This is a genomic window from Oceanimonas sp. CAM02 (genome assembly GCF_032842915.1).
Taxonomy (GTDB): domain Bacteria; phylum Pseudomonadota; class Gammaproteobacteria; order Enterobacterales; family Aeromonadaceae; genus Oceanimonas; species Oceanimonas smirnovii.
Genome location: NZ_JAWJBK010000004.1, coordinates 22,677 through 36,911 on the forward strand (window position 1 = coordinate 22,677; position 14,235 = coordinate 36,911).

The window sequence follows — 14,235 nt, forward strand, 5'->3', positions numbered from 1 at the left end:
TGCGGTAAATGGAGGAAGATAAAATGTCTGATATGGCGGTTACCCGAGAACTGTTTGATGAAGTCATGGTGCCCAACTATGCACCGGCTCAGAGCATTCCCGTTCGTGGCCAGGGTGCCCGGGTGTGGGATCAGCAGGGCAAGGAGTTTATCGACTTTGCCGGCGGCATAGCGGTGAATTGTCTGGGCCATTGTCATCCTGCGCTGGTGGGCGCGCTCAAGGAGCAGGGCGAAAAGCTCTGGCACCTGAGTAACGTCTGGACCAACGAGCCGGCGCTGCGCCTGGGTAAAAAGCTGGTGGATGCCACCTTTGCCGAGCGGGTGTATTTTTGCAACTCCGGTGCCGAGGCCAACGAGGCCGCGCTCAAGCTGGCCCGCCGTTATGCCATTGAGCACTTTAATGCCGAAAAAACCCAGATCATTGCCTTTAATCAGGGCTTTCACGGCCGTACCTTCTTTACCGTCACCGTCGGTGGCCAAGCGGCCTATTCCGATGGTTTTGGCCCTAAACCCGCCGATGTTGACCATGTTCCCTACAATGATCTCGAGGCGCTCAAGGCGATGATGTCGGAGCGTACCTGTGCCGTGGTCATGGAGCCGTTGCAGGGCGAGGGCGGCATTATCAGCCCTGATCCCGAGTTTGTGAAAGCGGTGCGTGCGCTGTGTGATGAACACAAGGCGCTGCTGGTGTTTGATGAAGTGCAGACCGGCGTGGGCCGCACCGGTGCCCTCTATGCCTATATGGGTACCGGCGTGACGCCCGACATACTGACCAGTGCCAAGGCCTTGGGCGGTGGCTTCCCCATCGGTGCCATGCTTACCCGCGCCGATATTGCGGCGTCACTCAAGCCCGGTACTCATGGCTCCACCTATGGCGGCAACCCGCTGGCCTGTGCCGTGGCCGAGGCCGCCTTTGACACCGTTAACACGCCCGAGGTGCTGGCTGGTGTGAAAGAGCGCGAAGGCTGGTATCGGCAAGAACTGGAGAAGATCAATGCCAAATATGGCTGTTTCTCGGAATTTCGTGGCAAAGGCCTGCTGCTGGGCTGCGTGATGAACGAGCAGTTTGCCGGCCGCGCCAAGGACTTTTTGCAGGCGTCTTCCGAGGAAGGCCTGATGGTACTGATTGCCGGAGCCAATGTGGTGCGCTTTGCGCCTTCGCTGGTGATCACCAAAGAAGAGGTGCTGGAAGGCCTGGCTCGCTTTGAGCGAGCCGTGGCAAAGGTAGTGAACGGCTGATATCACAGCTGCCGTTAACGGCGGGGCAGGGTGCCCCGCTCATTTCGTCATAAGGAGTGCTGCATGCTGGTGATAAGACCCATAGAGCAGCGTGATTTCGCCATTCTCAAGCAGATATCCATTGAGTCGGGGCATGGCTTTACGTCGCTGCCGGTAAACGACGAGCTGCTGCAGAAGAAAATTGATCATTCATTAACCTCTTTTGCCAGCCGTGCCGGTGGCAAGGGGGATTGCCTGTATTTCTTTGTGGCCGAAGACAGTGACACCGGTGAAGTGCTGGGCACCACGGCGCTGGAATCGGCGGTGGGGCTGACTTCTCCCTTTTATACCTACTTGCTGGGCAAGCAGGTGCATTGTTCCCGCAAGCTGGGTATTCACAATGTAGTGGAAACCCTGACGCTCACTAACGATTACACCGGCGTCAGTGAGCTGTGTACCCTGTTTCTGCGCGAGCCCGCCCGTCACGGCATGAACGGCCGGCTGTTATCCAAGTGCCGGTTTTTGTTTCTGGCGGAGTTTTCCGAGCTGTTTGACCGGCGCATTCTGGCAGAAATGCGCGGCGTGTCTGATGAGGGTGGCAACAGCCCCTTCTGGAGCTGGCTGCAGGAGCACTTTTTCTCCATGGACTTTCCCACCGTGGATTACCTCACCGGTATTGGTCAGAAAGGCTTTATTGCCGATTTAATGCCCAAATACCCCATTTATGTGAGCTTGCTGTCTAAAGAAGCTCGGGCGGTGATCGGCAAAACCCACGATAAAACCCGGCCGGCGCTGCACCTGCTGGAAGAAGAGGGGTTTTCCTGGCGTGGCTATGTCGATATTTTTGATGCGGGCCCCACAGTGGAGTGCGAGGTGCACAATATTCGTACCCTGCGCAACAGTCGCCGGTTAACGGTACAAATTGGTCATCCGGTCAGGGCGCAGACACACCTTGTCAGCAATACCCGTTTTGAAGGGTTCAGAGCGCTGTTGGGAGAGATGGCCATTAATGAACAAAAGGGGCAGGCGGTGATGACCAGAGCGGTAGCCAGCCTGCTGAAGGTGGAGGACGGAGATACCGTCAGGGCAGTGGAGATGAAACGCAATGACTGAAGCCGTGCAATATATCAATGGTGAGTGGCTGACCGGAGCGGGCGCTGTGTTTGAATCCCTCGACCCGGCCCAAAACGAGGTGGTCTGGCAGGGCGCGGCCGCCGACGAGGCGCAGGTGAATGCCGCCGTGGCCGCCGCCCGGGCCGCCAGTGCCGACTGGGCGTTTCGTTCGGTGGCAGAGCGGCTGGCCATTATCAAGGCGTTTGCCGGGCTGCTGGAGCAGCACAAGCCGCAGCTGGCCAAGCTGATTGCTCGGGAAACCGGCAAGCCCGAATGGGAGGCGCTTACTGAGGTGGCCGCCATGATTGGCAAGGCCGGCCTGTCCGAAAAAGCCTACTTTGAGCGCACCGGCACGGTGGAAAACCCCATGGCCGGTGCTCAGGCCTTTGTGCGCCACAAGCCTCACGGTGTGGTGGCGGTGTTTGGCCCCTACAACTTTCCCGGCCATTTGCCCAACGGCCATATTATTCCGGCGCTGATCGCCGGCAATACGGTGGTGTTCAAGCCCTCTGAGCTCACGCCCATGGTGGCCCAGGAAACCGTGCGTCTGTGGCATGAAGCAGGTTTGCCCGCCGGTGTGCTCAATCTGGTGCAGGGCGAAGTGAGCACCGGCAAGGCGCTGGCAGCCCACGACGGCATAGACGGCCTGTTTTTTACCGGCTCGTCCAATACCGGCAAGTTGCTGCATCAGCAGTACGCCGGTCAGCCGGGCAAAATTCTGGCGCTGGAAATGGGCGGCAATAATCCGCTGGTGGTCACTGAGGTGGCTGATGTGGATGCCGCCGTGCATGCCATTATTCAGTCGGCCTTTATTACTACCGGTCAGCGCTGCACCTGTGCCCGTCGTTTGCTGGTGCCCGTGGGCGAGGCCGGTGACCGGCTGCTGGCACGACTGGTAGCAGTGAGCAAGGCCATTCGGGTGGGCCATTACGACGCCGACCCTCAGCCCTTTATGGGGGCCATGATCTCCGAGCGTGCCGCCCGTGGCATGGTGGCGGCTCAGGCGCATTTGCTGGCCTTTGGCGGCGAGTCGCTGCTGATGCTGAAACACCTGCAGCCGGGCACCGGCCTGGTGTCGCCGGGCATAGTGGATGTGACCGGTATTGATCAGCTGCCCGATGAAGAATATTTCGGTCCGCTGCTGCAGGTGATTCGCTTTAATGATTTGCCCGAGGCGCTGAGCCTGGCCAACCGCACCCGCTATGGCCTGTCGGCGGGCTTGTTGTCCGACAGCGAAGCCGACTGGGACTACTTCTATCGCCATATTCGCGCCGGCATTGTAAACCGCAACCGGCCCATCACCGGTGCTTCCGGTGCCGCTCCCTTTGGTGGTGTGGGCGACAGCGGCAATCACAGGGCCAGTGCGTATTATGCCGCAGATTATTGCGCCTATCCGGTGGCCTCGGTGGAAGGCGACAGCCTTGAAATGCCGGGCACATTGTCACCCGGGCTCAGTTTTTAACTCACAGGAGTCGGTTATGCATACCTCTGTTGATGAACTGTTTGAGGCACTCTGGCAACACTATTTAACCGTGACCCCCAGCGCGCTGAAAATTCATGATTTGCTGGGCGGCGGCAAGGCCATTGTGAACGATCATGTGGCCTTTCGTACCTTTAATCACCCCAAACTGGGCCTGGACAAGCTGGCGGCGCATTTTCTGGCGCTGGGTTATGAGCAAAAGGGTGAATATCACTTCGAGGCCAAAAAGCTCTATGCCCGCCATTATGAACATCCAGACCCGGCTGCGCCCAAGGTATTTATCAGTGAACTGCTGCTGGAGCAGTGCTCGCCTACGCTGCAGCGCATAGTGGCGGGGCTGATTGATCAGGTGGACGACACCCTGCCGGAGCAAAAAGACTTTCTCTATTCTGGCGCGCCCTGGCAAATCTCCCATGCCGATTACAAAACCCTGGCGGCAGAAAGTGAATACGCCGGCTGGATGGCGGTATACGGTTACCGGGCCAATCATTTTACTGTGAGCGTAAATCACCTAGAGGATTATGACAGTCTGGACGCGGTCAACAGTGCACTCAAGCAGGCCGGATTCCGCCTCAATGACGCCGGCGGCGAGATCAAGGGCTCCCCCGATGTGCTGCTGGAGCAATCCTCCACCATGGCCGACACTGCCCTGGTACAGTTCACCGACGGTGAAGCCTCACTGCCCAGCTGCTTTTACGAGTTTGCCCTACGTTACCCCAAGCCCGACGGTGAGCTCTACACCGGCTTTGTGGCCGCCTCGGCAGACAAGATCTTTGAAAGCACCAACACAGCTAGTGGCTGAAGGTGTTTACCATAGCCAGCAGTGTGAGAGACAGCAGTGGGGTTGCACTCCGCGGAAAATAACTCCCTCCCCTTTGTAAGGGGAGGGTGGGGTTAGCTTACAAACTAATCTGCACTTCTGCCCACCACTGTCGGCCGGGCTCGCTGATACGGCCGGTTACCGGATTATCGCCAAGCGGGTAGCTTTCCTGTTTATTGATAAACTCGCTGTAGTCTTTATCCAGCAGGTTATCGACGCCGGTGGCCAGTTTTACCGTGGGTGTTACCTGCCAGCCGGCATTGAGTGAGAACACGGTAAAGCCGGCAGAGGGGCCCGTGTCCTGGCCAATAATATTGCCCTGACCGTCGGCAAAGCGGTTTTGCCCGGCCACATTGCGCATCAGCAGTGCCACTTCCTGAACGCCGTTGTCGTAGCCGAGCGTGGTGTTCAGCTCCAGCGGCGGGGTCTGGCCCAGCGCAATATCATCGCTCAGGTTCTGGCCATGGGTGTAAGACACATTGGAGCCCAGGGTCCAGTTATCGGCAAAGCGCCAGTTCAGCTCGGCCTCGCCGCCCATACGGCGGGCATTAACATTGCGGGCTTTGTCGGCGGAATAATTGTCTACCAGAATAAAGTCGTCCACATAACCGGCAAACACAGACACAGAGCCGCTCAGTGTCCCATGGCGGTAAAGCACGCCGGCATCTATTTGGTGGTTGGTTTCGGTTTCAAGTGCGCCGTTGCGGTTGCGCTCCCAAAAATCCGGTGCCCGCTCGGCCTGACCGTAGCCGGCATACCAGGTCCAGTCCTGCAGACTGTGCTCCAGACGCACAAACCCCGCATGCAGGTAGTAATCCTGCTCTTTCAGTGACGAACTGGCAGGCAGCTTTTCAAAACGGGCCTCGGTTTTGTCGAGGCGAACACCGCTTATCAGTTGCTGCTTGTCAGTCAGCAACCAGTTGTTTTCTACAAACACCCCTATATTTTCAAAAGACTGATTGTCCTGGCGGGGCAGCTGGCGGTAAGCATCGGCGTCGGCCTGAGTCATGCCGCTGGCCATGCGGCCCCGGTGCGCGTCCTGCATCCAGTCTATGCCCACCTGAGTCTGGTGTGCGCCCAGGTTCAGCTCGGCCAGCAACCGGGCGGTGTCGGTGGTGCGATCCGGATTCATGGCCATATACATGGGCTTGCCCATCATCACCGGCACCGGCCGCAGGCTGTAGTTATCCATGACATGATCCACTTCGCTGTGGCCATATTGCAGCTGCAGCTTGCCCAGCCAGGGCGTAATGGCCTGGCGCTCCAGCTTGATGCTCCAGGCGTCCCGGTCGAACTTGCTGCCGTCCATGCTGCGGTCGGCGTAGGCGGCTTGGCCCCGGCTGCGATCATAAGACAGCTCAATAAGACTGAGATCGTCCGGCGTCAGGCCCAGCTGCAGGCTCTGGCTGTTTTTATCGTAGGCAGAGTTCACCCGGTTGCCGCTGCCGTCTTTGTAGTTGCCGGCTTCGTTGTGATTGGCATTCAGGCGCAGATAACCAAGTGCGTTACCCGCCTCCAGAGCGGCAAAGGCATCAAACCGATTGCCGCTGCCGGTGGTCATGCCGGCATCCAGCATAAAATCGGGCTCGCTGTAATAGCGCGGGTGGCGCTTGAACTGCACCGAGCCCGCCACCAGCCCCGGCCCCTGAGTCACGGTTTGTGGCCCTTTGGTGACAATCACTTCATCAAAGGAGCGGGGGAACAGATAGGCGGTAGGGGGATCCATGCGGCTGGGGCAGCCGCCCAGCACATAATTATTGTCACTGGTAATGGACAGCCGTGAGCCGCCCAGGCCGCGCAACAGCGGATCGCCGGCCATACCGCCCTTGCGGGTAATGCTGATGCCGGGCACGGTTTTCAGCAGGCCGGCCCCGTCGGCAGCAGGAATGGGCTGCACCGGATTGGTGGGATCCAGCCGTACTTCGCCGGGCGCGCTGAGCGCCGAAGCAGTAATGGTAATGGGAGTGGCCGGATAAACCGGCTCGCTGTTACTGGCATAAGTGGTGCCAACACCTAGCAGCGGCAGGCTGAGCGAAACAAGGTACTGATATTTCATGATAATGTGCGCTTGCGAAACGAGGCCATGAGAGTAAAACTCGCCCTGAATCAGTACAATGCGGCATATTGTCGCAGTGCGGGCACCTTGTTACTCCTGGTGGAGCATGGGATCATGCCGCCGGTATTATTCATTTATTAAAAGGAGCCAAACCATGAAACTGGCATTTATCGGACTGGGCGTGATGGGCTTTCCCATGGCCGGACACCTGCAGCAGGCGGGCCACCAAGTGTGTGTATATAACCGCAGTTCAGCTAAGGCGGCGGACTGGGCGGCCCGTTTTGGCGGCACCAGCGGGGCGACTCCGGCGCAAGCCGCTCAGGGGGCCGACATGGTGATGGTGTGCGTGGGCAACGACGACGATGTGCGCTCGGTTATCTATGGCGACGAGGGCGTGCTGGCGGGCATTAAGGAAGGGGCACTGCTGATTGACCATACCACCACCTCGGCCAGACTGGCGGAAGAGCTGGCGGACGCTGCCGGCAAACAGGGAGTGCGCTTTATTGACGCACCCGTGTCCGGCGGTCAGCTGGGCGCAGAAAACGGCGCGCTCACCATTATGATTGGCGGCCATGAAGCCGATGTGGCCGAGGCAGCCCCCGTGCTGGCGGCCTACGGCAAAAAGGTGACCCGGCTGGGCCCCGTGGGTGCCGGTCAGCGCTGCAAAATGGTCAACCAGATCTGCGTGATCGGGGCCGTGCAGGGCATTGCCGAAGGCCTGATGATCGCTCAGAAAGCAGGCCTGGATATTCCGACATTGATTGACGTGCTGGCCGGTGGTGCCGCCCAGAGCTGGCAGCTGGAAAACCGTGCTCAGACTATGGCCGACGACAAGTTCGATTTTGGCTTTGCCGCCCAGTGGATGCATAAGGATCTGGGCATTTGTCTCGACGAAGCCGCGCAGCAAGGCCTCAAACTGCCGCTGACCGAGCATGTGCATCAGGTTTATGAGCGTTTGCTGGAGCAGGGCATGGGCCGCTGTGACTCCACTGTGGTGATTCGGGATCTCAAGTCCTGAGTGGTGACGGGCCTTGGCAGAGGCCCATGGGCTCGGCTATGCTGAGCACAGCTCAAGGCTCACCTTGAGTGTATCACCTGTGGAATGTGATATTTTCCGCAATTTCCGCACAAAACAACGGCACTTGATAACAGGCACCAGGCCAAAGGCTTTGCTTGGGCCGCTAATTTGAATAGAGTGGGCAACCGCTTAATGCCAAGTGAGAAAGGATACCTTATGAACAAGACTCAGCTTGTCGATGCAATCGCCGCCAAGGCCGACCTGAACAAAACGCAGGCCAAGGCTGCCCTGGAAGAAGTACTGAACGGTATCACTCAAAGCCTGAAAGAAGGCGATCCGGTACAACTGGTAGGCTTTGGTACCTTCAAGGTAAACCATCGTGCCGCCCGCACCGGTCGTAACCCGCAAACCGGCCAGGAAATTCAGATTGCTGCAGCAAACGTTCCTGCTTTTGTTGCCGGCAAAGCGCTGAAAGACGCGGTCAACTAAGACGCGCTCTGCCCATTCCAAACCCGGCTTCAGGCCGGGTTTTTTTATCACGTCACTTGCCCCCGCGATCAATAGATTGTTATAACTGAGGTCAGGTCCTGCCCCTAACCTGGGAGGCTGTAATGGAAGTGAACGCAATTCGTCAGGTTGCCGTGCCCTGGGCCGGTGCTCACGGCCTGGCTACCGGTTTAATGTTAACTGAGCTGCATCAGGACGTATGGAGCGGTTGTTTAGAGCTGGCCATGGGGGTGCCGTCTGATATGGACACGCCGCCGCACATTGTGTACTGGCTCAGCTTTGGCCATCTGTATGGTTATCGCGTGCTGGAAGGGGCCGATGTGCCCGAGCTGCTGGAAGAAGATAACGATATCGACAGCCAGGTGCAGCTGATCACCCCGTCCCGCTTTTTAACCTGGTTTCATCAGGAGACTCAGGGTTCCCATCTCGACGAAGACATTCAGCACTACCGTATTGCCTGCTGGGACTTTTGTGTGGATGTGCTGGCGGCTCAGCCGCCGGACGTGTGTATGAACAAGGAATAACATGAAAGGCTTTATTCTGGTCGCTCACGGCAGCCGGCGGGCGGCTGCCAATGAGGAAATTGCGGGGTTCGCCCAGCGCATGACAGCCGCCATGAAAGGCGGCTTTGATTTGGTGGGTCATGGCTTCTGGGAGCTGGCCGAACCGTCTTTGGGCCAGGTAATTGATGCTCAGGTGGCCGCCGGTGCCAGAGACATTACTCTGTTCCCTTATTTTCTGGCGGAAGGCAAACACGTGGTGAACGACCTGCCATCTGTGCTGACAGAAAAGAAAGAGCAATACCCCGGAGTAAAACTGACGCTGTTACCCCATTTGGGGGCCGTGCCCGGTTTTGATCAGTGGCTGGCAGGGCAGTTGCAGGGTGATGACGAAACCCCACCCCAACCCTCCCCTTAAAAAGGGGAGGGAGTTTTTACTCCTCCCCCTGACAAGGGTAGGCCGGGAGGGGGTAAAAAAACGGGGCCAGAATGGCCCCGTTTCACTTTCAGCTTTTATTTCGCCTGTTCCCGTGCTATCGCCCGCCAGGCGATATCGTTGCGGAAGAAGACATCATTCCACTTGATCTGACGAGTCAGCTCATAGGCGTTGGCCTGAGCCTGGCTCACGCTTTCACCCAGGGCGGTGGCGCACAGCACCCGGCCGCCGGCGGTGACCACGTCCTCGCCCTTGAACTGAGTGCCGGCATGGAACACCTTGGCACCTTCGGTTTCGGCAGGAATGCCGGTGATTACATCGCCCTGGCGGTAAGCTCCGGGGTAACCGCCGGCGGCCAGCACCACGCCCACAGCGGCGCGCGGGTCGAACTCGGCAGTGGCTTTATCCAGCTCGCCTTTGCAGCCTGCCAGACACAGCTCCACCAAATCGGATTTGAGCCGCAGCATAATGGGCTGGGTTTCCGGATCGCCAAAGCGGCAGTTAAACTCGATCACCTTGGGCTGACCGGCCTGGTCGATCATCAGGCCCGCATACAGAAAGCCCTTGTACACATGGCCTTCGTCGGCCATGCCGCGCACCGTGGGCATAATAACCTGCTCCATAATGCGATCATGGATTTCCTGAGTCACCACGGGCGCCGGGCTGTAGGCACCCATGCCGCCGGTGTTGGGGCCGGTATCCTGGTCGCCCACGCGCTTGTGATCCTGGCTGGTGGCCATGGGCAGCACATGCTCGCCGTCCACCATCACGATAAATGACGCTTCTTCGCCTTCCAGAAACTCTTCAATTACCACACGGCTGCCGGCATCACCAAAGGCGTTGCCTGCCAGCATGTCGCGCACTGCAGCTTCGGCTTCTTCCAGGGTCATGGCCACAATCACGCCCTTGCCCGCGGCCAGGCCGTCGGCCTTGATGACGATGGGCGCACCCTGCTCACGCAGATATTCCAGTGCCGGCTCCACCTCGGTGAAGTTTTGATAAGCGGCGGTAGGAATCTGCTGGCGGGCCAGAAAATCCTTGGTAAAGGCCTTGGAGCCCTCCAGCTGGGCGGCACCGGCGGTGGGGCCGAAAATGGCCAGACCTTCGGCTTCAAAGGCGTCTACCACACCGGCCACCAGGGGGGCCTCGGGGCCCACTATGGTCAGCTCCACTTGCTCCTGCCTGGCAAAGGCCAGCAGCGCCGGAATATCGGTGGCGGAAATGGCCACGTTGGTAAGCGCAGGCTCAAGCTCGGTGCCGGCATTGCCCGGAGCCACAAATACCTTGTTTACTCTGGGTGACTGGGCGGCTTTCCAGGCCAGGGCGTGTTCACGCCCGCCACCGCCAATAACCAATACGTTCATGCTGTGTCCTCGCTATCAGTGGCGGAAGTGGCGCATGCCGGTAAATACCATGGCCATGCCGTGCTCGTCGGCGGCCTGAATCACTTCGTCGTCGCGCATGGAGCCACCGGGCTGAATAACACAGCTGATGCCGGCGGCGGCAGCGGCGTCAATGCCGTCACGGAAGGGGAAGAAGGCGTCGGATGCCATCACAGAGCCTTCTACTTGCAGGCCTTCGTCGGCGGCCTTGATGCCGGCGATTTTGGCGGAGTATACCCGGCTCATCTGACCGGCACCCACCCCTATGGTCTGGCTGCCCTTGGCATAGACAATGGCGTTGGACTTGACGAACTTGGCCACCTTCCAGCAGAACAGCAGGTCTTTCAGCTCTTCCTCGGTGGGCTGGCGCTTGGACACCACCTTGAGATCGTTCATGTCCACCATGCCCTGATCCCGGTCCTGCACCAGAATGCCGCCGTTCACCCGCTTGATGTCGAGGGTACCGGTCCGGCTGCTCCACTGGCCGCATTCCAGCAGGCGCACGTTTTTCTTGTCGGCCACGGCGGCTTTCGCTTCGGCGCTGATGGACGGCGCTATGATCACTTCCACAAACTGGCGCTCGATAATGGCGCGGGCAGTGGCTTCATCCAGCTCGCGGTTAAAGGCGATGATGCCGCCAAAGGCAGAAGTGGGATCGGTCTGGTAGGCGCGGTCGTAGGCTTCCAGCAGGTTCTTGCCCAGGGCAACGCCACAGGGGTTGGCGTGCTTCACAATCACACAGGCCGGCTCATCGAACTCCTTCACGCACTCAAGTGCTGCATCGGTGTCGGCGATGTTATTGTAGGACAGCTCCTTGCCCTGCAGCTGGGTGGCGGTGGCCACGGAGGCTTCATCGACGTTGTTTTCGACGTAGAAGGCGGCGCTCTGGTGGCTGTTTTCGCCGTAGCGCAGATCCTGTTTCTTGGTGAACTGATAATTCACGGTGCGCGGGAACGTTGAACCCTCGGCGGCCTGGTGATAGGCCGGTACCATGGTGCCGAAGTAGTTGGCGATCATGCCGTCGTACTGGGCTGTGTGCTCAAAGGCGGCAATGGCGAGATCAAAGCGGGTGGCCTGAGTCAGGCTGTTGCCGTTGGCATCCAGCTCAGCCAGCAGGCGGTCGTAGTCACTGGCGTTTACTACGATGGCCACGTCGTTGTGGTTTTTGGCTGCGGCACGCACCATGGTGGGACCACCGATGTCGATGTTCTCGATGGCGTCTTCCAGCGTACAGTCGGCCTTGGCAACGGTATTGGCAAAAGGATAGAGATTGACCACCACCATGTCGATGGGCGCAATGCCGTGCTCGTTCATGATGGCGTCGTCCTGGCCGCGACGACCGAGAATGCCGCCGTGTACCTTGGGATGCAGGGTCTTGACGCGGCCGTCCATCATTTCCGGAAAACCGGTATAGTCGGATACTTCGGTGACGGGCAGGCCTTGCTCCGCCAGCAGACGGGCGGTGCCGCCGGTGGACAGCAGCTCCACGCCACGGGCATGCAGCCCCTGGGCGAATGCCACAATACCTTGTTTGTCGGACACACTCAGCAGAGCACGGCGAATGGGTCGGGCAGTTTCCATTATGTTCTCGTTCCTTTAACGATTCATCGGGGGGTTTGGTAAAATCGGCGCAAATAATGGCACCGGCTTTACCAAACCGCCTGGCACGCCAGAACAGAAGGCGGCATATTCTACCCGTTTTTGCCGCCCCTTGCCGGACTATTTGGTTTGGCGTAAAGAGGCTTTATATGTAATTAGACCGGTACAACAAGGAGAAAAACATGTATCGAATTGGCGAGCTGGCCAGCGCCTTTGGCATCAAGCCCGACACCCTGCGTTTTTATGAAAAAGAAGGGCTGCTGGTGCCCAGTTTGCGCACCCCCACCGGTTACCGGCAATACAGCGAAGAGGATAAAAAACGCCTGCACTTTATTCTGCGCAGCAAAAAGGTGGGCTTTTCCCTGAAAGACATTGAGGAGCTGCTGGCGCTGCGCATCAGCAGTTGCCGGGTGACCTGCCGGGAAGTAAAAGCGGTGGCCGACACCAAGCTGGCGGACGTGGAAGAGCGCATTCGTGAGCTGGAGCAATTTCGCCGCTCTTTGCGCCAGTTGTCGGACGCCTGCTGTGGCGGCCAGGAAAGCGCCGAGCATTGCTCCATTCTGGAGGCGCTGGACGGCAAGCTTGAGAATACCGACAATAACGCCCGTTAAGCCCCCTGAAAGGGCCACCACCGGTGGCCTGTCTTGTTGTGCCTGTGTAGAGCCGTAGGCACCGCTTTAGCCGGCGCAATGATGCAGGCACCTGAGTTAAAGGCGTGCGTTGCACGCCCTGCCGGCTGAAGCGGCAGCTACAGACATTCCTTCATTGTTTGTTACAGGAGATTTTTCATGCGACACCACCTGGGGTGGGGGCTGAGCGTGACTCAGTGGTTTGTGTTTTTGCTGGCCAATGCCCTGGCGCTGCCCATTGTGCTGGGCCAGGCCTTTGATCTTGGCAGCAATGAGGTGGCCGGTCTGGTGCAGCGCACCCTGCTGGTGGTGGGGTTAAGCTCCGGGCTGCAGGCCTGGCTGGGGCACCGTTATCCCATTGCCGACGGCCCCGCCGGATCCTGGGCCATTGTGTTTGTGGTCATGGCTTATATCGGCCGTGAGCAGGGTCTTGACAGCCTCGACACCCTGCGGCTGCTCTCCGGCGGCGTGCTGGTGGCCGGGCTTATTATGCTGGTGCTGGGCGTGGCAAGGCAGGTGCACCGTCTGCTGTTTTTGTTTACGCCCCTGGTCACCGGCTGTTTTATCCTGCTGCTGGTGGTGCAGCTGGCCGGGGTGTTTGTGCGTGGCATGGTCACGGATCCGCGCACTGGTGCCATGAGCTTGCCGGTGCTGCTGATTGGTCTGCTGGTTTTTCTGGGAGTACTGTTGTGCTCTTTCAGCCGCCATACGGTGTTGCGCACCTATGCGGTGCTGGTGGGCATAGTGCTGGGCTGGCTGGCATTCTGGCTGTTTGGTTTGTCTGGCGGGACGGCTGCCAATAACGCCGAGCTGGGTTTGCCCGAGCTGTTTGCCTGGGGCCTGCCAAGGCTGGATGCAGGCATGCTGGTGGTGGCGGTGCTGTTTTCCCTGCTGTTGTTTTCCAACCAGATAGCGGCGGTTACCGCTGTATCGGCGGTGGTCACCGAGCGCCAGCGTGATGATAACGCTGTGATTAACCGCAGCAGCTGGGCATCCGGTATCAGTCATGGCCTGGCAGGCAGCTTTGCCACCATCGCCGTGGTGCCGCTGCCGGTAACTGCCGGTTTTATTCAGCTGAGCGGCGAAGACAGACGCGCGCCCTTTATTCTGGCCTGTGCCTTGCTGGCGCTGGTGGCGCTGTTTCCGGATGCGGTAGGGGTGCTGTCGCTGCTGCCGGCACCGGTGGCCAACGCCGCCCTGCTGGCCACCTTTATCAAGCTGGTGAGTCTGGCGTTTCAGCTGATTACCAAAGAAGGCATGGACAACCGCACCAGCACCATAGTGGGCGTGGCCCTGTTGCTGGGCGTGGGCTGCATGTTCCTGCCCGCCGGCCTGTACCGCCATTTTCCCAGCATGGCGCAATACCTGCTGGGCAACGGCCTGCTTACCGGCACCCTGCTGGCGCTGGCCATGGAGCAGCTCTGGCCGAGAGGCCGGAGTAATTAACCCCCTCCCAACCTCCCCCTTGAACAAGGGGG

13 protein-coding genes are annotated in these 14,235 nt (G+C 59.1%); 10 read left to right on the plus strand and 3 right to left on the minus strand.

What is annotated here, in order from left to right:
• Positions 1-23 precede the first annotated feature (23 nt).
• The 4 genes from R0I78_RS00440 (at position 24) to R0I78_RS00455 (ending at position 4,612) form a co-directional block, all read left to right on the plus strand.
• On the plus strand, positions 24-1,238 hold the full coding sequence (locus tag R0I78_RS00440) for an aspartate aminotransferase family protein (RefSeq protein WP_317073895.1): 1,215 nt from the start codon (positions 24-26) through the stop codon (positions 1,236-1,238).
• A 63-nt stretch (positions 1,239-1,301) separates the two neighbouring features.
• Entirely contained in the window at positions 1,302-2,330 is a 1,029-nt protein-coding gene (gene astA, locus R0I78_RS00445; RefSeq protein ID WP_317073896.1) for an arginine N-succinyltransferase, read from the plus strand.
• Positions 2,323-3,792 carry a succinylglutamate-semialdehyde dehydrogenase gene (gene astD, locus R0I78_RS00450; protein ID WP_317073897.1) on the plus strand — a complete coding sequence of 490 codons (1,470 nt, stop codon included), beginning with the start codon at positions 2,323-2,325 and terminating at the stop codon, positions 3,790-3,792. The genes astA and astD overlap by 8 nt, the downstream gene beginning before the upstream one ends.
• A gap of 16 nt (positions 3,793-3,808) precedes the next feature.
• Entirely contained in the window at positions 3,809-4,612 is an 804-nt protein-coding gene (locus tag R0I78_RS00455; RefSeq protein ID WP_317073898.1) for a DUF1338 domain-containing protein, read from the plus strand.
• A 97-nt stretch (positions 4,613-4,709) separates the two neighbouring features.
• Here the strand turns inward: R0I78_RS00455 and R0I78_RS00460 are convergent, their stop codons facing one another.
• Positions 4,710-6,686, minus strand: a complete 1,977-nt coding sequence (locus R0I78_RS00460; protein WP_317073899.1) for a TonB-dependent copper receptor — start codon at positions 6,684-6,686, stop codon at positions 4,710-4,712.
• A 106-nt stretch (positions 6,687-6,792) separates the two neighbouring features.
• Between R0I78_RS00460 and R0I78_RS00465 the strand changes: the two genes are divergently transcribed.
• From R0I78_RS00465 to R0I78_RS00480, 4 genes are all read left to right on the plus strand, one after another.
• The gene (locus R0I78_RS00465) at positions 6,793-7,704 is read left to right on the plus strand and encodes an NAD(P)-dependent oxidoreductase (protein ID WP_156816401.1); all 912 of its coding nucleotides are present in this window, start codon (positions 6,793-6,795) and stop codon (positions 7,702-7,704) included.
• 216 nt (positions 7,705-7,920) lie between these two features.
• Complete coding sequence (gene hupA, locus R0I78_RS00470; RefSeq protein ID WP_019933388.1) at positions 7,921-8,193, plus strand: nucleoid-associated protein HU-alpha; 273 nt, start codon at positions 7,921-7,923, stop codon at positions 8,191-8,193.
• Positions 8,194-8,315: 122 nt separating this feature from the next.
• Complete coding sequence (locus R0I78_RS00475; protein ID WP_019933389.1) at positions 8,316-8,735, plus strand: hypothetical protein; 420 nt, start codon at positions 8,316-8,318, stop codon at positions 8,733-8,735.
• Position 8,736: 1 nt separating this feature from the next.
• Positions 8,737-9,129: a CbiX/SirB N-terminal domain-containing protein gene (locus R0I78_RS00480; protein ID WP_317073900.1), complete on the plus strand. Its 393-nt coding sequence runs from the start codon at positions 8,737-8,739 to the stop codon at positions 9,127-9,129.
• A gap of 95 nt (positions 9,130-9,224) precedes the next feature.
• Here R0I78_RS00480 and purD read toward each other — a convergent pair whose 3' ends face one another.
• Positions 9,225-10,511 (minus strand): phosphoribosylamine--glycine ligase, encoded by a 1,287-nt coding sequence (gene purD, locus R0I78_RS00485; RefSeq protein WP_317073901.1) that lies wholly within the window; start codon positions 10,509-10,511, stop codon positions 9,225-9,227.
• Positions 10,512-10,526: 15 nt separating this feature from the next.
• Positions 10,527-12,110 carry a bifunctional phosphoribosylaminoimidazolecarboxamide formyltransferase/IMP cyclohydrolase gene (purH, locus tag R0I78_RS00490; RefSeq protein ID WP_317073902.1) on the minus strand — a complete coding sequence of 528 codons (1,584 nt, stop codon included), beginning with the start codon at positions 12,108-12,110 and terminating at the stop codon, positions 10,527-10,529.
• A 200-nt stretch (positions 12,111-12,310) separates the two neighbouring features.
• On the opposite strand from purH, the gene zntR reads away from it, so the two are divergent.
• Together zntR and R0I78_RS00500 are read left to right on the plus strand one after the other, a co-directional pair.
• Positions 12,311-12,739 carry a Zn(2+)-responsive transcriptional regulator gene (gene zntR / locus R0I78_RS00495; protein ID WP_317073903.1) on the plus strand — a complete coding sequence of 143 codons (429 nt, stop codon included), beginning with the start codon at positions 12,311-12,313 and terminating at the stop codon, positions 12,737-12,739.
• Positions 12,740-12,916: 177 nt separating this feature from the next.
• The gene (locus tag R0I78_RS00500) at positions 12,917-14,203 is read left to right on the plus strand and encodes a purine/pyrimidine permease (RefSeq protein ID WP_317073904.1); all 1,287 of its coding nucleotides are present in this window, start codon (positions 12,917-12,919) and stop codon (positions 14,201-14,203) included.
• Positions 14,204-14,235 lie beyond the last annotated feature (32 nt).